This is a genomic window from Sulfitobacter delicatus, from assembly GCF_900102535.1.
In the GTDB taxonomy this organism is placed as follows: Bacteria; Pseudomonadota; Alphaproteobacteria; order Rhodobacterales; family Rhodobacteraceae; genus Sulfitobacter; species Sulfitobacter delicatus.
This window is the reverse complement of sequence record NZ_FNBP01000001.1, coordinates 515,567-537,180: the sequence shown is the minus strand read 5'-3', so window position 1 is coordinate 537,180 and position 21,614 is coordinate 515,567. Positions and strand designations below refer to the sequence as shown.

Annotated in this window: 21 protein-coding genes; 14 read left to right on the top strand and 7 right to left on the bottom strand. The window is 60.8% G+C overall.

The genetic code is table 11. From position 1 onward, the window contains the following. Positions 1–4: 4 nt before the first annotated feature. On the bottom strand, positions 5–703 hold the full coding sequence (locus BLS57_RS02730; RefSeq protein ID WP_093738907.1) for a uroporphyrinogen-III synthase: 699 nt from the start codon (positions 701–703) through the stop codon (positions 5–7). Positions 704–778: 75 nt separating this feature from the next. On the opposite strand from BLS57_RS02730, the gene tsaD reads away from it, so the two are divergent. The 5 genes from tsaD to BLS57_RS02705 are packed head-to-tail and all read left to right on the top strand — an operon-like array spanning position 779 to position 3,953. Then, a complete protein-coding gene (gene tsaD, locus BLS57_RS02725) occupies positions 779–1,870 on the top strand; it encodes a tRNA (adenosine(37)-N6)-threonylcarbamoyltransferase complex transferase subunit TsaD (protein WP_093738905.1) in 1,092 nt (363 codons plus the stop codon). Continuing rightward, positions 1,867–2,820 carry an NAD(P)H-dependent glycerol-3-phosphate dehydrogenase gene (locus BLS57_RS02720; protein WP_093738903.1) on the top strand — a complete coding sequence of 318 codons (954 nt, stop codon included), beginning with the start codon at positions 1,867–1,869 and terminating at the stop codon, positions 2,818–2,820. The genes tsaD and BLS57_RS02720 overlap by 4 nt, the downstream gene beginning before the upstream one ends. Before the next feature lies 1 nt (position 2,821). After that, the gene (locus tag BLS57_RS02715; protein WP_093738901.1) at positions 2,822–3,094 is read left to right on the top strand and encodes a YciI family protein; all 273 of its coding nucleotides are present in this window, start codon (positions 2,822–2,824) and stop codon (positions 3,092–3,094) included. Next, entirely contained in the window at positions 3,094–3,513 is a 420-nt protein-coding gene (locus BLS57_RS02710) for an EVE domain-containing protein (protein ID WP_093738899.1), read from the top strand. Before BLS57_RS02715 ends, BLS57_RS02710 begins: the two co-directional genes overlap by 1 nt. 50 nt (positions 3,514–3,563) lie before the next feature. Beyond that, the gene (locus BLS57_RS02705) at positions 3,564–3,953 is read left to right on the top strand and encodes a DUF1761 domain-containing protein (protein WP_093738897.1); all 390 of its coding nucleotides are present in this window, start codon (positions 3,564–3,566) and stop codon (positions 3,951–3,953) included. Between the two features lie 269 nt (positions 3,954–4,222). Here BLS57_RS02705 and BLS57_RS02700 read toward each other — a convergent pair whose 3' ends face one another. From BLS57_RS02700 to BLS57_RS02685, 4 genes are all read right to left on the bottom strand, one after another. After that, positions 4,223–4,564, bottom strand: coding sequence for a DUF2853 family protein (locus BLS57_RS02700; RefSeq protein ID WP_093738895.1), 342 nt, complete (start codon positions 4,562–4,564; stop codon positions 4,223–4,225). 161 nt (positions 4,565–4,725) lie between these two features. Further along, positions 4,726–5,613 carry a PRC-barrel domain-containing protein gene (locus BLS57_RS02695; RefSeq protein ID WP_093738893.1) on the bottom strand — a complete coding sequence of 296 codons (888 nt, stop codon included), beginning with the start codon at positions 5,611–5,613 and terminating at the stop codon, positions 4,726–4,728. Between the two features lie 218 nt (positions 5,614–5,831). After that, positions 5,832–7,223, bottom strand: a complete 1,392-nt coding sequence (gene ahcY, locus BLS57_RS02690; RefSeq protein ID WP_093738891.1) for an adenosylhomocysteinase — start codon at positions 7,221–7,223, stop codon at positions 5,832–5,834. A gap of 87 nt (positions 7,224–7,310) precedes the next feature. After that, positions 7,311–7,613, bottom strand: coding sequence for an S-adenosyl-L-homocysteine hydrolase (locus BLS57_RS02685; RefSeq protein ID WP_244153581.1), 303 nt, complete (start codon positions 7,611–7,613; stop codon positions 7,311–7,313). A 77-nt stretch (positions 7,614–7,690) separates the two neighbouring features. Here BLS57_RS02685 and BLS57_RS02680 point away from each other — a divergent pair, with 77 nt between their 5' ends. After that, positions 7,691–8,287: an HD domain-containing protein gene (locus tag BLS57_RS02680; RefSeq protein ID WP_093738889.1), complete on the top strand. Its 597-nt coding sequence runs from the start codon at positions 7,691–7,693 to the stop codon at positions 8,285–8,287. Continuing rightward, positions 8,284–8,763, top strand: a complete 480-nt coding sequence (locus tag BLS57_RS02675; protein ID WP_093738887.1) for a GNAT family N-acetyltransferase — start codon at positions 8,284–8,286, stop codon at positions 8,761–8,763. The genes BLS57_RS02680 and BLS57_RS02675 overlap by 4 nt, the downstream gene beginning before the upstream one ends. Here BLS57_RS02675 and BLS57_RS02670 read toward each other — a convergent pair. Both BLS57_RS02670 and BLS57_RS02665 read right to left on the bottom strand, forming a co-directional pair. After that, the gene (locus BLS57_RS02670; RefSeq protein ID WP_093738885.1) at positions 8,760–9,308 is read right to left on the bottom strand and encodes an ActR/PrrA/RegA family redox response regulator transcription factor; all 549 of its coding nucleotides are present in this window, start codon (positions 9,306–9,308) and stop codon (positions 8,760–8,762) included. The two genes, BLS57_RS02675 and BLS57_RS02670, sit on opposite strands and share 4 nt — an antisense overlap. A 51-nt stretch (positions 9,309–9,359) precedes the next feature. Beyond that, positions 9,360–9,971 (bottom strand): SCO family protein, encoded by a 612-nt coding sequence (locus BLS57_RS02665; protein WP_093738883.1) that lies wholly within the window; start codon positions 9,969–9,971, stop codon positions 9,360–9,362. Positions 9,972–10,070: 99 nt separating this feature from the next. On the opposite strand from BLS57_RS02665, the gene regB reads away from it, so the two are divergent. The 7 genes from regB (at position 10,071) to addA (ending at position 21,598) form a co-directional block, all read left to right on the top strand. Continuing rightward, positions 10,071–11,462 carry a sensor histidine kinase RegB gene (gene regB / locus BLS57_RS02660; RefSeq protein ID WP_093738881.1) on the top strand — a complete coding sequence of 464 codons (1,392 nt, stop codon included), beginning with the start codon at positions 10,071–10,073 and terminating at the stop codon, positions 11,460–11,462. An 87-nt stretch (positions 11,463–11,549) separates the two neighbouring features. Beyond that, the gene (locus BLS57_RS02655) at positions 11,550–13,070 is read left to right on the top strand and encodes a PAS-domain containing protein (RefSeq protein WP_093738879.1); all 1,521 of its coding nucleotides are present in this window, start codon (positions 11,550–11,552) and stop codon (positions 13,068–13,070) included. Between the two features lie 58 nt (positions 13,071–13,128). Beyond that, complete coding sequence (gene tsaE / locus BLS57_RS02650; protein ID WP_093738877.1) at positions 13,129–13,602, top strand: tRNA (adenosine(37)-N6)-threonylcarbamoyltransferase complex ATPase subunit type 1 TsaE; 474 nt, start codon at positions 13,129–13,131, stop codon at positions 13,600–13,602. Next, positions 13,599–14,612, top strand: a complete 1,014-nt coding sequence (locus BLS57_RS02645; RefSeq protein ID WP_244153580.1) for an aminoglycoside phosphotransferase family protein — start codon at positions 13,599–13,601, stop codon at positions 14,610–14,612. The genes tsaE and BLS57_RS02645 overlap by 4 nt, the downstream gene beginning before the upstream one ends. Continuing rightward, positions 14,585–15,277, top strand: coding sequence for a nucleotidyltransferase family protein (locus BLS57_RS02640; RefSeq protein WP_093738875.1), 693 nt, complete (start codon positions 14,585–14,587; stop codon positions 15,275–15,277). The genes BLS57_RS02645 and BLS57_RS02640 overlap by 28 nt, the downstream gene beginning before the upstream one ends. Further along, a complete protein-coding gene (gene addB / locus BLS57_RS02635) occupies positions 15,270–18,227 on the top strand; it encodes a double-strand break repair protein AddB (protein ID WP_093739152.1) in 2,958 nt (985 codons plus the stop codon). Before BLS57_RS02640 ends, addB begins: the two co-directional genes overlap by 8 nt. Next, positions 18,224–21,598 carry a double-strand break repair helicase AddA gene (gene addA / locus BLS57_RS02630; protein ID WP_093738873.1) on the top strand — a complete coding sequence of 1,125 codons (3,375 nt, stop codon included), beginning with the start codon at positions 18,224–18,226 and terminating at the stop codon, positions 21,596–21,598. The genes addB and addA overlap by 4 nt, the downstream gene beginning before the upstream one ends. The last annotated feature ends 16 nt before the right edge of the window (positions 21,599–21,614 follow it).

The window sequence follows — 21,614 nt, the reverse complement described above, 5'->3', positions numbered from 1 at the left end:
CCTCTCAAGGCAAGGTGGTGCGGCGAAAGAGTTTTTCAACGGCCTCTGCCATGGCCTCACCTGTAGGCTCTGCGGCTATATCATGCGCCCGCAGCGGCAGAGCTTCAAGCGCCTCTGCCGCAGCTGCACTGATGGAGACGGCCAACACAGCATCCGTCCTAGTCGCAGCCTGCGCGAACTGCGCCGCGCTGCGGGGGGAAAACAGGGGGACCAATACGGGAGCGTCACCGTGCAACAAGGCCTGCGCTTCTTCTGACAATGGCAAAAGCCGCTGGTCGTAGAGCGTTGCCACGTCGACCTGCAGCCCCGTTTTGCTGAGCACCCCGGCCACATCGCCTCGACGGTGTTTGCCGGCTAGATGCAGCAGCGGCCCTAATTCAGTGCGACCTGAAAGCGCGGCGATCATTGCCTCGGCATCCAGCCCGGGCATTTGGGCCTGCCAGCCCGCCGCGGTCGCCGCCTGGGTGGTTTGCGGTCCCACGCAATAAGCCGGACGACCTTTGCCAGCGGGCGCATGGGCCACAGCATTGGCGGAGGTGAAAATCACCCCGGCATAGGACGTGAGGTCTGGAGAGGCATCGTTCGGTACAATTTCGATCAGAGGTGAGATCACGGCTCCCACACGCAGCGCCGGGGAAAGCCGCGCAAGAAAGGTCTCAGCGCCGGGGCGGGGACGTGTCAGAAGCAATCTTGGCTGTGCCATGCTCAGGCTCCGGCATTGTTTGCGCGTGACAGCGGTGTTACCTGCGGTACAGGTGCCTTGCAACGGAAAGCCCCCATGCCAAAAACCCGGTTGATCCTAGGATTGGAGAGCAGCTGCGACGATACCGCCGCTGCTGTGGTGCAGATTGACGACGAAGGGCGCGGCACTGTGCTGTCTTCTGTCGTGGCAGGCCAAACGGCGCTGCACGCGGATTTCGGTGGGGTGGTGCCCGAGATTGCAGCGCGTGCTCATGCTGAGAAGCTCGACCACTGTGTCGAAGATGCTTTGGCCGAGGCAAGCGTCCCTCTCTCGCAAATCGACGCTATTGCCGTCACCGCCGGGCCCGGTCTTATCGGCGGCGTTGTCTCTGGCGTCATGTGCGCCAAAGGACTTTCAGCGGCAACGGGCAAACCGCTTTATGGGGTCAACCATCTGGCCGGCCATGCGCTGACGCCGCGGCTGACGGATAATGTCCCTTATCCTTATCTCATGCTGTTGGTCTCGGGCGGTCATTGCCAATTTCTGCTGGTGCGCGGGCCGGAGAGTTTCGACCGGCTAGGCGGCACCATCGACGACGCGCCGGGTGAGGCATTCGATAAGGTCGCGCGGCTCTTGGGGCTGCCACAACCCGGTGGGCCCGCGATTGAACGCTGTGCTGAGACAGGCGACCCCAACCGCTTTGCCCTGCCCCGCCCGCTGCTCGACCGGGACGGATGCGATATGTCTTTCTCCGGCCTGAAGACCGCAGTTCTGCGCACGCGCGACAAATGCGTGGCCGATGCCGGGGGCCTGACGCGACAGGATCAGGCAGATCTCGCCGCCGGGTTTCAGGCTGCGGTGGTCGAGGTGCTCGCCAAGAAGACGCGCCGCGCCTTTGCCAGCTACCCCGCGGATGCGCCGCGCGGTCTTTGCGTGGCCGGTGGGGTCGCTGCAAACAAGCCGATCCGCGCTGCGTTGGAGGCAGTTGCTGCCGAGGAAGACGCGGCCTTTATCGCCCCGCCGCTGGCGCTTTGCACCGACAATGCCGCCATGATCGCCTTTGCAGCCGCCGAGCAATCCGGCCTGCGCAGCGCTGACGATCTCACCCTTTCGGCCCGGCCCCGCTGGCCGCTGGATACGGCCCGGCCCTCAATGTTGGGCAGCGGAAAAAAAGGAGCCAAAGCATGAGCGTTTCGGTTCTTGGCGCGGGTGCTTTTGGCACGGCACTGGCAATTTCACTGGCGCGAAAGGCCCCGGCTACGCTCTGGGCACGGCAGGTCGGCGAGATGGCCAAGACCCGCGAAAACAGCAAACGCCTGCCCGGTTGTCCTTTCCCCGATGCCCTGACTGTGACGGAAGATCTTACCGCCGCAGTGCAGGCCGACATCCTCCTACTCGCTGTGCCGATGCAGAAGCTGCGCGATGTGCTGGAGACGCATGCCGATCTACTGAAGGGCAAACACCTTGTCGCCTGCTGTAAGGGGATTGAGCTTAACAGCGGGGTCGGTCCGGTCATGGTGATATCCCAAACCATCCCTGACGCGACTGCCGCGATTCTTACCGGGCCGAGCTTTGCCGCAGACATCGCGCGTGGTTTGCCGACCGCGCTGACCCTCGCCTGTGCGGATGCGGAAGCTGGTGCCTATCTTCAAGAAGAGCTGACGACCGAGAACCTGAGGCTCTATCGCACCACCGATACCATCGGCGCTGAACTCGGCGGTGCGCTGAAAAACGTCATCGCCATCGCCAGCGGTGCCGCCATCGGTGCGGGGCTGGGCGAAAGCGCACGGGCCGCGCTAATGACACGGGGCTATGCCGAAATGCAGCGCCTTGCCGCACATCTGAACGCCGAGCCGACGACCCTGGCCGGGCTTTCCGGATTTGGCGACCTGACGCTGACTTGCACGTCGGAGCAATCCCGCAACTACCGTCTTGGCCAATCTCTCGGCGCAGGACGGGCTTTTGACGCGGACACCACTGTCGAGGGAGCCGCCACCGCCCGTGCCGTCGATGCGCTCGCCCGCGATGCGGGGCTCGACATGCCCATCACCCGCGCGGTGGCCGGGCTGCTTGACCAAGAGCTAGACGTCGCGACCGCCATGAAATCTCTGCTTACCCGTCCATTAAAGGAAGAATGATATGTTCGTTGCCCTGATTGCCCACGACAAACCTGACTCTCTGCCCATACGCCAAGAAAACCGCCCGGATCACCTCGCCTATCTGAAATCAAGCGACGCCGTCGCGCAGGCCGGTCCATTGCTGGACGGAGAAGGCGCCATGATCGGCTCGCTAATCATTCTAGATGTTGCCGACATGGACGCGGCCAAGACATGGGCTGAGAATGACCCCTACGCCAAGGCTGGCCTTTTTCAGAGCGTGACCCTGACCCATTGGAACCGGGTGATCGGCTAATGGCCTATTGGTTGTTCAAATCCGAGCCCTCGACCTGGGGCTGGGATGACCAAGTCGCTAAGGGCGATGCCGGTGAAGAGTGGGATGGGGTGCGCAACTATCAGGCGCGTAACTTCATGCGCGAGATGAAGCTGGGCGATCTGGGGTTCTTTTACCATTCGCAAAAGGACCGTGAGGTCGTCGGCATCGTTGAGGTCTGCGCCGAAGCGCACCCCGATAGCACAACAGATGATGACCGTTGGGAATGTGTCGACATCAAAGCGGTACGCCCGTTCAAGGCCTCGGTGAGCTTAGACGCAATCAAAGCCGATCCCCGATTGGCCGAAATGGTGCTGGTCAAGAACTCCCGCCTGTCCGTGCAACCGGTGACCGAAGCGGAATGGAAGATCGTCTGCTCCTTGGGCAATACGACACCGTAGACCGAGCGCGGTTTTCTGGGTCATAGTCCTCTGACAACAGGAGGAAAGACATGGGAATTATTGCCGTACTCGTTGCCGCCTTTGCGGGGTTTGCCGTAGGGGCGGTCTGGTACATGATGCTGGCCAAACCGTGGATGGCTGCGGCAGAGGTTCGGGTGGGGCCTGATGGCCGGCCAGAGGGCGGCGCTCTGCCCTATGTGCTATCGGCCATCGCCATGGTGCTGGTGGCCGGGATGATGCGCCATGTCTTTGCTCTTTCGGCCGTGGACAGTTGGGATAAGGGGCTGATCTCTGGCCTCGGCATCGGGCTGTTTTTCATCAGCCCTTGGATCATGATCAACAATGCCTATGCCGGGCGGCCCTTCCGGCTGACTTTGATCGACGGTGGCTACGCGGTAATTGGCTGCGCAGTCATCGGTTTGGTGCTGACGCTGTTCTAAGCAGCACCCAGTAGGACAACGAAAAAAGGGTTCCGGCACCCCGCCAGAACCCTTTCTCACCCCGTGTGCTCCCAAATCCACCACACACGTATTCGAAATCTCGTTCTGGCCGTACTGGCCGATGTGATAGGGATAGCTCAAAGCACCGCTCGGAGCAACTTCCGAGTGTCTCAAAGCCCTTTGAAAATCGAAACGCGCGCTTAACCAAACGCGCGCCTCTTTAGGGTTTTATTTACGGGTAAACAAAGGGTTACCCGTTATCCAATTGTTCAACTGTAAGCAGATTCTTTGCCGAAATGCTTGACCAGCATGTAATAGACAACGGCGCGATATTTGTTGCGCTCAGAACGGCCATAAGTCTCAATCGCCTTCTGAATTCCGCCCATAAGATGCTCATCATCCGGCAGGCCGAGCTTTTTGACCAGGAAGTTGTTCTTCACCGTGTTCAACTCTTCCGTATCCCCGGCGGAAACGGTCTGCGCGTCGGCATTGTAAATCGACGGGCCGCAGCCGATGGTTACCTTGGTCAACAAGTCCATGTCCGGCTCCATCCCACACTTGTTGCGCAGGTCCTCGGCGTATTTCGCGATCCACTCGTCACGTTTGCCCATTTAAAATCTCCCAATAGCAATTTCTGGCCCCCCACTTGGAGGTCCTTGAGGGGAGACTAAGGTCAAACGCCTGTTTCGCAAAAGAATAATTTCAGAACAGGGCCCGGAACGAAAAAGAGACGCCCCAAAGGGCGCCTCTCTCATTCAGTCATTAGAAAGCTTTAGGAAGCGTCGTCGAGGCGCACGTCGTCCTCAAGACCTTCGATTTCGCTCTCGTCAACTTCAGGCTGCGCTTCCAGCTCGGCTTTGGTCCAAGCGCTCAGCTTCAGGTCGTTTTCAGCGGCCATGGAGATTTCTTCCAGCGGTACGGCGACAGTGTGTTCACCAAGGCCAAGGAAGCCACCCACGCCGACGACAGCTGCATAGCCGGTGTCGGTTTTGATGACATAGTCCACGTCACCGATTTCTTCACCGTCGGCTTCAACAACAGTTTGGCCGATCAGGTCACCTACGACCATACCGGTGAAAGCGTTGCTCATGCCGGTGTCGGTGCGTGTGACATCAGTTTCCATTGTGGTTTCCGTGTCCGAAGCCACATCTGCGGTCAGATCGGTGTCGCTTTCCATCTCGCCTTCGGCGGTCACTTCGCTGTCCAGTTCGGCGTCGGCATCAGCAGCGACATCTGTATCAGCTTCTGTGTCGATCTCGCTGTCGGTTTCCGCGCTCAGCGTGGAGTTGGACTCGCTGTCAGAATTGCCAGTCAATTCAGTCTCGGCATCCAGAGTCGTGTCAGTCTCTGCCGTGGTTTCAGCCGAATTGTCGAGCTCGGCATCGGCGTCAACTTCAGCATTCTCCGTCGGCGCTGTCATGACTTCATCGACAGTATTCGCCGCGTTGTCAGCCGCGTCGCGAACAGCTTGGGCTGTATCTTCGGCCTGTTTCTTCAGAGTCGTGGAGGCATCGTCAGCAGTGTTGCTCACGCTTTCGCCTGCCACGGTGGCTTCTGCCTCGGCGGCGGCACCGGTGTTGGTGTCTACGTCCTGCGCAAAGGCTGTGCCTGCGGTCAGAGCAAGGGCTGCGACGGTCGAATTCAGGAATGTACGTTTCATTTTCGAACTCCTTTCGGTGTTGGTCTGGGGGAGAAACACCGCCGCCGAGTGGATGTTCCGACCCTTGTTCCAACAGGGCGGGAATGTGCCTGAATCCGCCGATACGAAAGGATTATGGCGTAAAAACAAAGTTTTAATCTTCAGATACGAAAAACGCCGCCCAACATTCGATGGGCGGCGTCGTAAGATTCTTTGGAATGAAGCGGAACTTCTACCGATTAGTAGCGATAATGCTCCGGTTTGAACGGTCCGTCGGGAGATACGCCAATATAAGCCGCCTGCTCAGGGTCCAGCTTCGACAGCTTTACGCCGATCCGGTCCAGATGCAGGCGGGCGACTTTCTCGTCCAAGTGCTTGGGCAGGATGTAAACGTCGTTGCCGTATTTGTCGGTGTTTTCCCACAGTTCGATCTGCGCCAGCACCTGATTGGTAAAGGAGGCAGACATCACGAAGGAAGGGTGGCCGGTGGCGTTGCCAAGGTTTAGCAGGCGGCCTTCGGAAAGCAGGATCAAGCGATTGCCATTCGGCATCTCGATCATGTCCACCTGTTCTTTGATGTTCGTCCACTTGTGGTTCTTCAGGCTGGCAACCTGGATCTCATTGTCGAAGTGGCCGATGTTGCCGACGATCGCCATATCCTTCATCTCGCGCATGTGCTCGATGCGGATAACGTCTTTGTTGCCGGTAGTAGTAATGAAGATGTCAGCGGTGGAAACGACGTCTTCCAGCAGCACGACCTCAAAACCGTCCATGGCTGCCTGCAGCGCGCAGATCGGGTCGACTTCGGTGACCTTCACCCGGGCACCCGCGCCGCGCAGAGAGGCGGCGGAGCCTTTGCCGACGTCGCCGTAGCCCATCACGACAGCGACCTTACCAGCCATCATCGTGTCCGTGGCGCGGCGGATGCCGTCGACGAGGCTTTCTTTGCAGCCATATTTATTGTCGAACTTCGACTTGGTGACAGAGTCGTTCACGTTGATCGCGGGGAAGGGCAGTTGGCCCTGCTTTACGAGATCATAAAGACGGTGCACACCGGTGGTGGTTTCTTCGGAAACGCCCTTGATCTGGTCGCGCATCCTGGTGAACCAACCGGGGCTTTCGGCCATGCGCTTTTTGATCTGCGCAAAGATCGCTTCTTCTTCCTCGGATTTCGGCACGGCGATCAGGTCGTCTTCGCCATTCTCAACCCGTGCACCCAACAGGATGTAGAGGGTCGCATCGCCGCCATCGTCGAGGATCAGGTTCGGGCCTTCGGGGAACATGAAGGATTTGTCCAGGTAATCCCAATGCTCGACCAGCGACTGACCTTTAATCGCGAAGACCGGAACGCCAGCTTCGGCAATCGCAGCAGCAGCGTGATCCTGTGTCGAGAAGATGTTGCAAGACGCCCAACGCACATCCGCGCCAAGCGCGACCAGCGTCTCAATCAGAACGGCGGTCTGGATAGTCATGTGCAGCGAGCCGACGATCCGCGCGCCTTTGAGCGGTTTGCTCTGGCCATATTCTTCGCGCAGAGCCATCAGGCCCGGCATTTCGGTTTCGGCAATGTCCAATTCCTTGCGGCCATAGGCGGCGAGGTTGATATCCTTAACAATATAGTCCTTGGCCATGCGGCGCTCCTGTCTGAAGGTGTTGGAGGCCGCCTAGCATCTCAGCGAGGAATTCTCAATCTATATGGAGGGGGGTGGTCCTGTTGGTCAGTCCAGCAGAGCGGCCAATTGCTTATTGCCCGTCACCCCTTCCATCCAGTCATTGCCCTGCGCCATCACGCAGGCATTCCCGTCCGCCATGGATTTCACCAAGGTCCATGTGCCTGACTGTTCCGATGCCCAAAGCTGGCTGTTTTCTTTCGCCTGGCCCGGCACCGGCTCTTCGCCGTACCAGTCGATCAGGGCCGACTTCATTTCGTGCTGGGGCATGCAGACTTCTTCTGCTTGGGCGATACCGGCAAAGCTGCCGAAGGTAACTGCAAGTATCAGGCCGGAAAAAACGGGTTTCATGATTATCTCCTTCGTGGGATGAACAGGTTTACCGGGAAATGGTTCCCAAAGGATTGCCAAGAGAAGGACCGCAGGCGATGGCGCAGAAACCCCGCGCATGGCAGCGTATGCTCTCGGGCCGCAGGCTCGATCTGCTGGACCCGACCCCGGTGGATGTTGAGATTGATGACATCGCCCATGGTCTCGCATTCGTCGCCCGCTGGAACGGTCAGACCCGTGGGGACTACGCCTATTCAGTGGCCGAACACTCGCTGCTGGTAGAGACAATTTTTGCCCGTATCGCCCCGCGTGCACCAGCCAAATGGCGGCTCGCGGCATTGCTGCATGACGCGCCGGAATATGTGATCGGCGACATGATCTCGCCGGTGAAAGCCGCCGTGGGCCCCGATTATCGCGCGCTGGATGACCGGCTTACCACCGCGGTGCATCTGCGCTTTGGCCTTCCTGCAAGTCTCCCGGTGCGGGTAAAACAACAGATCAAAAAGGCGGACCGCGTCAGCGCGTGGATGGAAGCCAGTCAGATCGCCGGGTTCTCTGAGACTGAAGCCACCCGGTTTTTTGGGCGTCCCGACGCGGCGCTGATGGAGGGCCTGACCATTCTGCTGCGCCCGCCAGTAGAGGTGCGCAACGACTTCACAGCACGGCACGAAGCGCTGCTGCGCGAGATGGCATGATCCACGTCCGCCGCGCCGGGGCGCTTGATACCCGCACAATGGCGGAGTTGCTCAACGCGATCATCGCAGCAGGCGGCACGACGGCGATGACCGCCCTAGTCACCCCACGAGAGTTGCAGAGCTGGATGGCGGCACCCGACAGCGCATGGCATCTCGCCGAAGACAGCAGCGGCGCGTTGAAAGGCTTTCAATATATCGAGCCTCATCCCGACCTGCCCGAAGGCGGCGTGGATGTGGCAACCTTTGTGCGCTTGGGCGAGACCGGTTTGGGCATCGGCTCCGCGCTGTTTGAGCGCACGAAAGAGGCGGCGCGAGACCTCGGCTACCGCCATATTCATGCAATCATCCGCGCGGATAATGCAGGCGGTCTCGCCTACTACCAAAGCCGCGGATTTGAGGATTTCAGACGCCTGCCCAACAGCGAACTCGCCGATGGGAGCCACGTCGACAAAATCTGGAAACGCTTCGAGCTTTAGCGCGGCGAGCGTTTGGCCAAGATCCGCTGCAAGGTCCGCCGGTGCATGTTCAACCGCCGCGCCGTTTCCGAGACATTGCGATCACAAAGCTCATAGACCCGCTGGATATGTTCCCACCGCACCCGGTCCGCGCTCATCGGGTTCTCGGGCGGCTCAGGTAGATCGCCCCCGGTCGCCAACAGCGCATTGACGATGTCATTGGCGTCAGCGGGTTTGGACAGGTAATCCGTCGCGCCCGACTTCACCGCCGCCACCGCCGTGGCAATCGCGCCATATCCGGTCAACACCACCACCCGCGTATCGGCACGCCGTTCGCGGAGCACTTCGACAACATCAAGACCGTTGCCGTCCTGAAGCCGCAGGTCCACCACTGCGAAAGCCGGGGGCCGCGCCGTGGAAATGGCCTTACCTGCGGCGACCGAGAGGGCGGTTTCCACCTCGAACCCGCGCTTCTCCATGGCTTTGGCGAGGCGGCGCAAAAACGGCTCATCATCATCCACAAGCAGTAGCGTGCGGTCTGGACCAAGGTCAGAAATATCCGGCATTAACGTCCCCTCTCGCGCTCAATATGGTGCGTGGGCTACCGATGGTCAATTTTACCGTTGATCGAGGAAGCAACCGATCTTGTCGGCCATCTCTTCGGGCCGAACTTCGCGGCGGAAGAAATCGACCACCCCTTCGTCGGGCATGACCAGATAGCTAAAGGTCGAATGGTCCACGAGGTATTCGCCATCCTGCGGCGGGTGCAGCTTATAATAGGTGCGGTAGGCTTGGCTCGCGGCCTTGACCTGTGCGGCTGATCCGGTGAGGCCGACCATGCGCGGGTGCATTGCTTCGGCAAACTCGCCCACGACCTTTGGTGTGTCGCGCTCGGGGTCGACGGTGATGAACACCGGGGTGATGCTCTGGCCGCGCTCTTCGAGGATCTCGGTGGCCGCTGCGTTGCGGTCCACGTCCAGCGGACAGACGTCGGGGCAGGAGGTGTAGCCGAAGTAGATCAGCGCCGGTTCGGTAATCACTTCAGCATCGGTCACTGTCTCGCCCGCGCCATTGACCAGTTCAAACGGCCCGCCGATGTCTCCGCCCGCCACTTGGCTGGAGCGGCAAGATGCATAGGCGTCGTCGTCACCCTGCAACACCATAAAGGCCGTGCCTGCCAGAAATACCGCCGCCACTCCAACAGCGCCAAATGCTACCATCCGTCTCATGTCAGTCTCCTGCGCCAGCGGGCGCTCTTGAACGTGTTTCGCGGCAGACCTACGCTAGATCGCAGGCGATGCAAGACGCAATGACGTGAAGGGGCGAAGATGACGCAGCCAGACATACGACCCCTCAGCGGGCGCACCCGCGCCAGTTGGATCAGGCTGCGCACAATGATCTTGCTGCGCTGGTTCGCCATTGCGGGGCAGCTGACTGCCGTGACGGTCGCGCAGTGGATGTTCGGGCTGCAACTGGCTTTCGGGCTCTGCTATCTGGTGATCGGCGCGTCGATTGTGGGCAATCTGGTCGCCGGTTTTGTCTTTCCGCAGAACAAGCGCCTGTCGGAGCGTGAGAACCTTGCGATGGTTCTTTTCGACCTGCTGCAACTGACCGCGCTTTTGGGGCTGACCGGGGGGCTGCACAATCCCTTTGCACTGCTGTTGTTGGCCCCGGTGACCATCTCGGCCACAGCCCTCAGCCTGCGTTCAACGCTGGTGCTTTGCGCCACAGCGATCATTGCGGCTTCCGTCCTTGCCTTTTGGCATCTGCCGCTGGTTACACAGTCAGGCGATGTGCTGCAATTACCCGGTATTTTCGTCTTTGGCCATTGGATCGCCTTGCTGATCGCCATCATCTTTACCAGCGCCTATTCCCGCCGGGTGACTTCCGAAGTGCACTCGATGGCTGACGCGCTTTCCGCGACACAAATGGTGCTAGCACGCGAACAGAAATTGTCTGACCTTAGCGGTGTCGTAGCCGCTGCCGCGCATGAACTGGGCACCCCTTTAGCAACCATCAAATTGGCCAGCACCGAACTGCTGGGGGATTTGGAAGACCGCCCCGACCTTGCCGAAGATGCCGCCCTGATCCGCGATCAAGCGGACCGTTGCCGTGACATCCTCCGCGACATGGGGCGCTCGGGCAAAGATGACCTCCACATGCAACGCGCGCCTTTGACAGCGGTGATAAAAGAGGCCGCAGAACCGCATCTGGACCGGGGGAAAGCGGTGATATTTTCCGACAACCCGATGGTGGTCGGACAGGGGCGCACGCCAACGATACCGCGCAGACCGGAGATCATTCACGGGTTGCGTAACCTTGTGCAGAACGCGGTGGATTTTGCCGACACCACTGTCTGGATCGAGACCGAATGGTCGCCAGATACGATCTCGGTTCGGATTATCGACGATGGCCCCGGCTTCCCTCCGCAAGACCTTGGCCGCATCGGCGACCCCTTCCTGCGCCGCCGTAGCAGTTCGGCGGCTGATCCGGCCCGTCCTGCCTATGAAGGTATGGGCTTGGGCCTGTTTATCGCCAAGACGTTCCTAGAGCGCGGCGGCGGGCGGTTGCGTTTCGCCAATGGGTCCGACAGCGGCTGGTTGCGTGGCTTGCCCCCTGCGGGCAGCGGAGCGGTGGTCGAGGTGGTCTGGCCCCGCGCGCTTCTTGACCTCGGGTCTGATGATGCCGCAATGGGCGAGAACCAGCATCTTATTGCCTAAGGTTACCTGCAGCTTCCCGCGTTAACCATCTGTTAACCTTTCCTCGCCACGGTGAAGGGATCGCATTTGCCGAAAGGATTTTCCGTCATGGCATTGCAGGAGTTCCTCATTGTGTTGCTCGCCATCTGCCTGACGGCGGCGGGCGCGTTGTGGTGGCTGCAAACGCCCCGCCCTGTTGCGCCGACGTCCCCGCAAGGGGGCGAGGATATGAGCTTGCTCTTCGAAGACGGCTATTTGCTGCACGGTTCGGAACAGGCGCTGACCCGCTTTGCCCTTGTTCCGGGGCACCATCATTGGGAGGACATTCGCAGCGCTTTGCTTGCGCGTTTCCCCGACTTTCCAGCCGTGCCGCGCAGCAACAATACCGGCAGCATCACCCTGCGGGCCGAGGATGGCGATAGCCCTGGCGAAGTGCGTATCAGTTGGCGGGACGCCCTGTGTTGGCTGCATTTACCGCTGGCCCGCACCGATCCCGACATCACACAGGAAACACGGGACCACCTTAGCGCCCTGCGCCGCGCGAGCGATTGCAACCCAAACCCATCGTGGCAAACTGACTCCAGCGGTCGGATCATCTGGCACAACCGCGCCTATGCAACGCTCAAGCGCAAAGCAGGCGATCAATCAGACGCCAGCGGCGCTGCGCTGTTCAGCACGCCAGAGCCCGAACACCCCAACCGCGTTTGCCTGCAGGCAGATTCAGAAGCTGTGCCACATTGGTATGCTTTGACCACAACCTCGCAGGACGGCGTTCAGATATATCACGCGACCAATATAAATGCCGTGGTTGCCGCAGAAGAAGCACAGCGAAACTTCGTGCAAACCCTTGCGAAAACCTTTGCCCATCTGTCCATCGGGCTCGCTATCTTTGACCGGAACGGACAACTTGCCCTGTTCAACCCGGCACTGGTTGATCTCACAGCCCTGCCCGCACCTTTCCTTAGCGCACGCCCGACAATGGTGTCCTTCTTTGACCAGCTTCGCGAAAACCGGCGCATGCCAGAACCGAAGAACTACCTAAACTGGCGACAAGAGATTTCCGAGGTGATCGCAGCGGCGACAGACGGGCGCTATCAGGAAACATGGTCGCTTGAATCCGGACAGACCTACAGCGTACGCGGTCGCCCCCATCCGGACGGCGCGACGGCCTTTCTGATCGAAGACATCACTGCCGAAGTAACCCTAACACGCAATTTCCGGGCTGAACTGGAACTGAGCCAAAGCCTGCTCGATACGCTCGAAGACGGGTTCGCCGTCTTCTCTGCCTCTGGCGTATTGAGCTTTTGCAATGCCGCCTATCGCGACCTGTGGAAACAGGACCCGGACAAGAGCTTTGCCGAAATCACGATCATCGATGCAATCGCCGTCTGGCGCCAAATGTCCGCGCCAAACCCGCTCTGGCCCGATCTTGCGGACTTCGTTTCCGGACGCGGGGATCGCGCGGGCTGGAGCATGCCGATCTATCCGCTCCGTGGCGCCCCGCTGCATTGCGAGATTTCGGCAATCGCTTCTGGCGCGACTTTGGTGCGGTTTCGCCAAGCGGTCGCGCAAACTGCGCAGACCGTACCGTACCGCCACCCCGTCACGGATCGGCGGCAGCCTTCTTAGAGGTATGTGCCGCCCGCTTTCATCTTGCGGCTGCGCGTCGGGACGCTAAGCATGGGGCATGTCCACCCAATCGCTTTCACTGACATTGACCGGCCCTGACGACACTGCCGAACGCGCTCGGCAGCTTGCCAGAAAGCTCGCGCCCGGTGATGTCATTTTGCTGAGCGGCGACGTTGGCGCAGGAAAGACCCATTTCGCCCGTTCTCTGATTAAGGCGCTGCTTGAATATCCTGAAGACATCCCCTCGCCCACGTTCACGCTGGTGCAGACCTATGACGGACGCAGCGGAGCGATTTGGCATGCGGACCTCTACCGCCTGACCTCGACCTATGAAATCGAAGAACTGGGCCTTATCGAAGCTTTCCACGATGCGATCTGCCTCGTCGAATGGCCCGATCGCCTCGGCCCGCTCGCGCCCAGCGACGCGTTGGATATTAGCCTCTCGCCCGGACCTAGCGATGACAGTCGCCAAATGTCCGTGCAGTGGAATGGGCCACAATGGGCGGACAAGCTGGCGGATTGGCGCGCATGACGGACCGGACCTCATTGATCGAAGACTTCCTGCAAGCAGCAGGCTGGGCGGAAACCGAACGCATGTTACTGGCCGGTGACGCATCGAACCGCCGCTACGACCGTTTGCGCAGACCCGATGGTCAGACTGCGATCCTCATGGACGCCCCGCCGGAGCGTGGCGAAGATGTGCGCCCGTTTCAGCAGGTCGCGGCTTATCTTAGTTCCACAGGGCTGAGCGCGCCGGAAATTTATCATGCCGATTCCGCTCATGGTTTGCTGCTGATCGAAGACTTAGGCGATGATCTCTTTGCCCGGTTGATGGCCGGTGATCCCGCGTTGCAAGAGCCGCTATACCGCGCCGCCGTCGATGTGTTGGTCCAACTGCACGCTGCCCCCCTCCCCGACTTGCCCCTTTGCAATGCGGCGTGGCTTATCGATATGACGGCCCCCGCCTTCGAGTTCTACGCGACCGAACGGCAGGAACAGCCCAGCGCCCCATTCACACACGCCTTCGCACCCCTCGCCCAAGAGCTAGATGCCGCCCCCAAGGTTGTGATCCTCCGGGACTACCACGCAGAAAACCTGCTGTGGCTGCCCGAGCGCCAAGGCGCCGCCCGCGTCGGCCTGCTCGATTTTCAAGACGCCCTGCTGGGCCATCCGGCCTATGATCTCGTCTCGATCCTGCAAGACGCGCGGCGCGATGTACCGCCCGAGATCGAAGCGCATATGATCGACTACTATGTCGCCCAGAGCGGCACCGACCCAGACACCTTCCGCCGCGCCTATGCCCTGCTCGGCGCACAGCGTAACCTGCGTATTTTGGGAATTTTTGCCCGCCTCTGCTTGCGTGACGGCAAGGCGCATTACGTTGATCTAATCCCCCGGGTCTGGAACCATCTGCAAAACAATTTGCGCCACCCTGCCCTTGCCCCGGTGGCACGCAGCATCGAAGGTATCCTACCCCGCCCGACCCCCGACTTTCTGGAGCAACTGAAAAGCCAATGCGCGAGTATCCCGACGCCATCATGATGTTCGCCGCCGGTTTCGGCACGCGCATGAAACATCTGACCCAACACCAGCCGAAGCCCTTGGTGCCTGTCGCAGGTCGTCCCTTGATCGACCATGCGCTCGACCTCGCACGGGGCGTTGGGCCTTCTCGGATTGTGGCGAACTTGCATTATCTACCCGAGCAGCTCGACGCGCATCTGAAGCCGCAGGGGGTCACGACAATTATCGAAACGCCAGAGATTCTCGACACCGGCGGCGGGTTGCGCAACGCGTTGCCGCTTCTTGGCACCGAGCCGGTTTTTACTATGAACAGCGATGCGATCTGGGCTGGGCCGAACCCGCTGTCGCTGCTGCGCAAGGCTTGGAAACCCGAGCAAATGGACGCACTGTTGATGACGGTACCGCTCGGGCAAACCCTCGGTCACGGTGGTCAGGGTGATTTCACACTTGGTGAAAATGGCCATCTGACGCGCGGTCCGGGGAACGTTTATGGCGGCGTGCAGATCATCAAAACAGATTTGCTGAGCGATATCGACGCTGACAAGTTCTCGCTCAATCTGCTGTGGGACATGATGCTCGAACGACAAACCCTCTTTGGTCTGCCCTACCCCGGACGTTGGTGCGATGTGGGCCATCCCGGCGGCATCGCTCTGGCCGAAAGCCTGCTGGCGGATGCAGATGTTTGAGCCTCAAGGCACACCCCGCGTCTTTGGACTTGCCCCCGGTGTCGACTTCCCGCGCGGTCTGGTGCGAGGGCTTTGCGACCGGTTAGAAGACAGCCCGCCAGAAGCGATGGCGCGGGTCGAATTGATCGTGAACACTAATCGCATGGCCCGTCGCTTGCGCCATGACTTTGACGCAGGCCCGGCTGGGTTTCTGCCACGCGTCCGGTTGATCACCGATCTTGACGCACTGGCCCCCGGCGTCGCTTTGCCCGCGCCGACACCCCCTCTACAGCGACGGCTTGAGTTAATACAACTTGTCTCTCGCCTTCTTGACGCCGCCCCCGACCTTGCGCCGCGCGCGTCGCTTTATGCGCTGTCGGACAGTCTTGCGGGACTGATTGATGAGATGCAGGGCGAAGGTGTTTCGCCCGAGACAGTTGCCGGGCTGGATGTAGGCAACCTCTCGGCCCATTGGGAACGTGCGCAACGCTTCCTCGCGATTGCGCATGACTATCTCGGCCAGACCACCACGCGCCCCGATGCCGAAGCACGGCGGCGGCAGCTTGTCGCCCGGATCATCACGCGCTGGCAAGACAACCCACCGCAACATCCGGTGATCCTCGCGGGTTCCACCGGCTCGCGTGGGACGACGGCGCTGTTGATGGAGGCCGTGGCCCGCCTGCCCCAAGGCGCGATCATCCTGCCCGGTTTTGACTTTGAAATGCCCACCGCCGTTTGGAACGAGTTGGACCAAGCACTGCTGGCCGAGGATCACCCGCAGTACCGTTTCCGCAAGTTGATGAACATGCTCGAAGTGTCGCGCGGTGCGGTTGAGCCGTGGTGCGAAATGCCCCCCGTTTCTGCTGCGCGCAACAAGCTGTTGTCGCTGTCGCTGCGCCCCGCTCCTGTCACACATGCCTGGCTGAACGAAGGTCCGAAACTCGAAGACCTTTCCAGAGCCACCGCTGACATCACGCTGATCGAAGCCCCCACACCTCGTGTCGAAGCGCTCGCCATCGCGCTCCGGCTGCGTCAAGCCGCCGAAGATGGCGTGAAGGCCGCGTTGATCACCCCTGACCGGATGCTGACCCGTCAGGTCACTGCCGCACTCGACCGTTGGAATATTCTGCCGGATGACAGTGCCGGAATGCCGCTGCAACTGTCCCCGCCGGGGCGGTTTCTGCGCCATGTGGCGGCGCTTTTCGTCCGCAAGCTTGATGCCGAAGCGCTGCTAACCTTGCTGAAACACCCTCTGACCCACAGTGGCGCGGGGCGGAACTTTCACCAGCTTTACACCCAGCGCCTTGAGGCCGAAATCCGCCGCCACGGTCTGCCCTATCCCAGCGCCGAGGGTCTGGCCGAGATCCCGGAACGTGCCGCCAAACGCATGGAAGACCCGAGCGGTTTTCGAGACTGGATCGCTTGGGTGGGTGAGACTTTTCCCGGCCATGACGCCCCCGGCGAACGCCCTCTGCCCGACTGCGTGGCCACCCATTTGGCACTGGCCGAAAGGATCGCCGCCGGCGCGTCCGCTGATCCCGATCACCTGCTTTGGCAACATGGCGCCGGTATCTCGGCTGAGGCGGTCATGGCGAACCTGACGGAACATGCCGTGCATGGTGGCGCGATGAATGCCGCCGATTATGCGGATCTATTGGGCGCTTTGCTGTCTCAAGAGGAGGTCCGCGAGGCCGATACGCCGCACCCTGACATCATGATCTGGGGCACGATGGAAGCGCGTGTTCAGGGTGCCGATCTAGTAATCCTCGGGGGTCTCAACGAAGGCACATGGCCCGAAGCACCGCCGCCCGATCCTTGGCTGAACCGTCAGATGCGCGAGAAAGCGGGACTACTCCTGCCTGAACGGCGCATCGGTCTGTCGGCGCATGACTACCAACAGGCCATTGCCAGCCCCGAGGTCTGGATCACCCGCGCCATTCGCTCGGATGAGGCCGAAATGGTGCCGTCGCGTTGGCTCAACCGGCTGGGCAATCTGCTAGGTGGTCTGGGCGACACCGGCGGGCCAGAGGCTTGGCGTGCGATGCAGCAACGTGGTGCCCGGTGGCTGGACCAAGTCAGCGCCTTGGAGGCGGTCGAACGCACGCCCCCCGCGCCGCGCCCGTCGCCCCGCCCCCCGCGCGCGGCACGGCCCCGCAAACTGTCGGTGACCGAGATCAAAACCCTGATCCGCGACCCCTATGCCGTCTATGCCAAACACAGCCTGAAACTGCGCGCCATCAACCCGCTGGTGCAATCGCCCGACGCCCCAGTGCGCGGCATCATCTTGCACCGCATCATGGAAGATTTCGTGAAACTGGTCGCCCGCGATCCGGCGCGACTGACCCGCGAAACATTGCTCGACGTGGCGGCACAGGTATTGGAGGACGAAGCCCCTTGGCCTGCCGCCCGTGCCATGTGGCTGGCGCGAATTGACCGGATTGCGGATTGGTTCATCTCCCGCGAACACAGCCGCGCCGCCTTCTCCAGCCCCGTCGCCTTCGAGCAAGGTGCGCGCGGCAGTTACACCTTTGCGGACCTAGGGTTTACCCTCAGCGGTTTTGCGGACCGGATTGACCAGACCGACGACGGCGATGTGCTGATCTATGACTACAAGACCGGCACGCCGCCGGGCAAAAAGGAACAGCGCTTGTTCGACAAACAACTGCTGATCGAAGCGGCCATGGTGGAGCGCGGCGGTTTCCCTGAGGTGGGCGTGGCGCATGTGGCGCATGCTGCTTTCATCGGGCTGGGCTCCAAACCCGTCGAAGTGCCCGCGCCTTTGGACGAGGAAAATCCCCAAGAGGTGCTCGCCGGGCTCCACGCCCTGCTGTCACGCTACCTCGACGAAGGCCAAGGCTTCACCGCGCGGCGCATGGTGCAAACGGACGCCTTTGCTGGGAACTACGACCAATTGGCCCGCTTTGGCGAATGGGATGGCACCACGGTCGCCAAGCCGGAGGATCTGGAATGATGCGTGATTTTAACGATGCAACCGCCGCCCAGATTGACGCCGCCCGGCCCGATGCCTCCACTTGGCTGACCGCCAATGCGGGCTCCGGCAAGACCCGCGTGCTGACCGACCGCGTGGCCCGGCTGCTCTTGGACGACGTCGAGCCGCAGCATATTCTTTGCCTGACCTACACTAAAGCCGCCGCGTCAGAGATGCAGAACCGCCTGTTCAAGCGTCTGGGCGAATGGGCGATGCTGAAAGACGAGGCGCTGCGCAGCGCGCTGGCCGATTTGGGCGTCGAGGGTGAGCTGACGCCTGAGCAGCTGCGCAATGCCCGCACCCTGTTCGCCCGTGCCATTGAAACGCCGGGCGGGCTGAAAATTCAAACGATCCACTCCTTCTGCGCCGCGCTCTTGCGCCGCTTCCCGCTAGAGGCGCAAGTCAGCCCGCAGTTCACCGAGATCGAGGACCGCGCTGCTGATCTTCTCAGGGCAGAGATTGTGGATGAGATGGCCGAAGGCGAAGATGCGCCGCTGGTGGCCGACCTTGCGCGGCACTACACCGGTGAGGATTTCGCCAGCCTGACGCGCAGCATTGTCAGCCAGCGGGATGCTTTTGCCGAGGCCCGTGCATGGCCCGACATCCTCACCCTCTTCGATCAGCCCGAAGACCTTACCGAAGACAGCATTGCGACGTCCGTCTTTCTGGGCAGCGAAGCGGCAATCATGGCCGAAATCATACCCCATCTGCTGGCCAAGGGCGGCAACGACGCTAAGGCGGGCGCGGCGCTGCAAGAGATCGAGAGCTATGATCTCTCCGCCCTGCCCCAGTTGGAGAATACCCTCCTCACCGGCAGCGGCGCGAAATCGCCCTTTACCGCCAAGATCGGCAGGTTCCCCACCAAACCGACGCAAAAGATCATCGCCGAGCAGATGCCGCAGCTCGAACAGCTGATGCAGCGGGTTGAGGACGCCCGCGAAGCACGGCTCGCCCTGAAGGCGGCACGCAAAACCTATGTGCTCCACCGTTTCGCCGCCCGTTTCCTTGCCCGCTATGCAAACGAGAAACAAAAGCGCGGCTGGCTCGATTTCGACGATTTGATCCTCAAAGCCCGCGCTCTGCTGACCGACAAGGCCGTGGCGGCATGGGTGCTCTACCGGATCGACGGCGGCATTGATCACATCCTTGTGGACGAAGCCCAAGACACCTCGCCCCGACAATGGGACGTGATCGAACGGCTTACGGATGAATTCTACAGCGGCGCAGGCGCGCGCAATGATGTGGACCGCACGCTCTTTGTCGTGGGGGACAAGAAACAGTCGATCTATTCCTTCCAAGGCGCTGACCCGGAGGAATTGGACCGCAAAGGCGTCACCTTTGAGCAGAAGATCGGCGAGGCTGGCCAGTTCTTCCAACGCCGCAGCCTTGCTTATTCATTCCGCTCTTCCTCGGCCATTCTGCAAGCGGTTGATGGGGTTTTTGACCCCGATATCCAAAGTGGTTTCGCAAATGATGAAGGGCATAAAGCCTTTAAAGACCTCTTGCCGGGGCGGGTCGACCTTTGGCCCTTTATCGAAAAAGCCGGCCCGGACGAGGAAGGCGACTGGACCGATCCCGTTGACCGCCGCAGTGCGCGGCACCACACGGTGCAACTGGCGGAACGCATTGCGCGGCGGATCAAGGAATTGACGACCGAAGAGCATTACCTGCCCGACGATAGCAAAGGCGGATTGGCCCGGCGGCGTATTCAGCCCGGTGACTTCCTGATCCTTGTGCAACGGCGCTCCGCGCTGTTTTCCGAGATCATCCGCGCCTGTAAGGCGGCGGAACTGCCCATCGCTGGGGCGGATCGGCTTAAGGTCGGTGCCGAGCTGGCAGTCCGCGATTTGGCGGCGATCCTGTCGTTTCTGGCGACGCCTGACGATGACCTGTCGCTCGCGACCGCTCTCAAGTCGCCGCTCTTCGGCTGGTCGGAGCAGGCGCTTTTCACGCTCGCCCATTACCGCAAAGAGGACCACCTCTGGCAAGCGCTGCGCAATCAGACCGAGGAACACGCCTCGACCCTCGCCGTGCTGCGCGATCTGCGGGCGCAGGTGGACTACCTGCGGCCCTATGATTTGATCGAGCGCATCCTCACCCGCCACGATGGCCGCCGCAAACTGCTAGCCCGTTTGGGGCCAGAGGCCGAAGATGGGATCAACGCGATGCTCAGCCAAGCGCTGTCCTATGAGCGTGGGTCGGTGCCGAGCCTGACCGGTTTTCTGCAATGGATGCAGACCGATGATCTAGAGATCAAACGCCAGATCGACAGCGCCTCGAACCAGATCCGGGTGATGACGGTGCATGGCGCCAAAGGGCTAGAGGCGCCCATCGTCATCTTGCCCGACACCGGGCGGCGTGACGTAACGATCAAGGATGAGATCATCACGTTGGGCGGCACGCCCGTGTGGAAAGCTGCGGCCAATGACATGCCGCGGCCCGTGCAAGCGCGACTGGAAGAGATGAAAGACGCCGCACTACAAGAGCGGCTGCGGCTGCTCTACGTGGCCATGACCCGCGCCGAAAAATGGCTGATCGTCGCGGCGGCAGGGGAATTGTCGAAAGACGGGTCCTCTTGGTATCAAATTACGGAGGCGGCCTTGACCCGGTTGCAGGCAGAGCCATTAAGTGACGATGGCACGATCCGGTATCAACAAGGCGATTGGGATGCGCTTGAAGTGGTGGAAACGCCGCAGGAAACGGTCAAAATTCCCGAGTTAGACCCTATTTTTACCCGCTCAGCCCCGTCGCCCAGCAGTGAGGCCAAAACGCTATCGCCCTCCGATCTGGGCGGTGCCAAAGCGCTGGCGGGCGAAGCGGGTGCCGATATGGATACGGCGCTGAGCTATGGCACTTTGGTACATGAACTGCTCGAACATCTGCCGCTGATGAATGCCGATGCGCGGGCCATTTTCTTGACCCGACTGCAACGCCATCATCCGCAAGAAATCATTCTGCGTGCCCAGCAAGAAGCCGAGACCGTGCTCAATACGCCCGCCTTGACCGCACTCTTCGCAGACACGACGCTCGCCGAAGTCCCTGTGACCGGACGCCTTGGCGACCAACGGCTGCACGGCACGATCGACCGTCTGGTGATCGGCGAAGATCATATTCTGGCAGTGGATTTCAAAACCAATCGGGTGGTGCCAAACAGTGTTAAAGCCTGCCCAGACGGGCTGCTGCGCCAGATGGGGGCCTATGCCCATATGCTGCGGCAAATCTATCCAGACAGACGCATCGAGACCGCGATCCTCTGGACCGCCAAGGCTGATCTCATGGTGTTGCCCAACGATATCGTGACAAATGCACTGCACGCCCTGCCATATCTTGACGCCAGTGCCCCGCGTTCATAGGTTCAGGCCTTAACCC

Excerpts from the sequence above, each read along its gene's own strand:
- BLS57_RS02730 (WP_093738907.1), bottom strand. The coding sequence starts at position 703 with ATGGCACAGCCAAGATTGCTTCTGACACGTCCCCGCCCCGGCGCTGAG.
- tsaD (WP_093738905.1), top strand. The coding sequence starts at position 779 with ATGCCAAAAACCCGGTTGATCCTAGGATTGGAGAGCAGCTGCGACGAT.
- BLS57_RS02720 (WP_093738903.1), top strand. The coding sequence starts at position 1,867 with ATGAGCGTTTCGGTTCTTGGCGCGGGTGCTTTTGGCACGGCACTGGCA.
- BLS57_RS02715 (WP_093738901.1), top strand. The coding sequence starts at position 2,822 with ATGTTCGTTGCCCTGATTGCCCACGACAAACCTGACTCTCTGCCCATA.
- BLS57_RS02710 (WP_093738899.1), top strand. The coding sequence starts at position 3,094 with ATGGCCTATTGGTTGTTCAAATCCGAGCCCTCGACCTGGGGCTGGGAT.
- BLS57_RS02705 (WP_093738897.1), top strand. The coding sequence starts at position 3,564 with ATGGGAATTATTGCCGTACTCGTTGCCGCCTTTGCGGGGTTTGCCGTA.
- BLS57_RS02700 (WP_093738895.1), bottom strand. The coding sequence starts at position 4,564 with ATGGGCAAACGTGACGAGTGGATCGCGAAATACGCCGAGGACCTGCGC.
- BLS57_RS02695 (WP_093738893.1), bottom strand. The coding sequence starts at position 5,613 with ATGAAACGTACATTCCTGAATTCGACCGTCGCAGCCCTTGCTCTGACC.
- ahcY (WP_093738891.1), bottom strand. The coding sequence starts at position 7,223 with ATGGCCAAGGACTATATTGTTAAGGATATCAACCTCGCCGCCTATGGC.
- BLS57_RS02685 (WP_244153581.1), bottom strand. The coding sequence starts at position 7,613 with ATGAAACCCGTTTTTTCCGGCCTGATACTTGCAGTTACCTTCGGCAGC.
- BLS57_RS02680 (WP_093738889.1), top strand. The coding sequence starts at position 7,691 with ATGGCGCAGAAACCCCGCGCATGGCAGCGTATGCTCTCGGGCCGCAGG.
- BLS57_RS02675 (WP_093738887.1), top strand. The coding sequence starts at position 8,284 with ATGATCCACGTCCGCCGCGCCGGGGCGCTTGATACCCGCACAATGGCG.
- BLS57_RS02670 (WP_093738885.1), bottom strand. The coding sequence starts at position 9,308 with ATGCCGGATATTTCTGACCTTGGTCCAGACCGCACGCTACTGCTTGTG.
- BLS57_RS02665 (WP_093738883.1), bottom strand. The coding sequence starts at position 9,971 with ATGAGACGGATGGTAGCATTTGGCGCTGTTGGAGTGGCGGCGGTATTT.
- regB (WP_093738881.1), top strand. The coding sequence starts at position 10,071 with ATGACGCAGCCAGACATACGACCCCTCAGCGGGCGCACCCGCGCCAGT.
- BLS57_RS02655 (WP_093738879.1), top strand. The coding sequence starts at position 11,550 with ATGGCATTGCAGGAGTTCCTCATTGTGTTGCTCGCCATCTGCCTGACG.
- tsaE (WP_093738877.1), top strand. The coding sequence starts at position 13,129 with ATGTCCACCCAATCGCTTTCACTGACATTGACCGGCCCTGACGACACT.
- BLS57_RS02645 (WP_244153580.1), top strand. The coding sequence starts at position 13,599 with ATGACGGACCGGACCTCATTGATCGAAGACTTCCTGCAAGCAGCAGGC.
- BLS57_RS02640 (WP_093738875.1), top strand. The coding sequence starts at position 14,585 with ATGCGCGAGTATCCCGACGCCATCATGATGTTCGCCGCCGGTTTCGGC.
- addB (WP_093739152.1), top strand. The coding sequence starts at position 15,270 with ATGTTTGAGCCTCAAGGCACACCCCGCGTCTTTGGACTTGCCCCCGGT.
- addA (WP_093738873.1), top strand. The coding sequence starts at position 18,224 with ATGATGCGTGATTTTAACGATGCAACCGCCGCCCAGATTGACGCCGCC.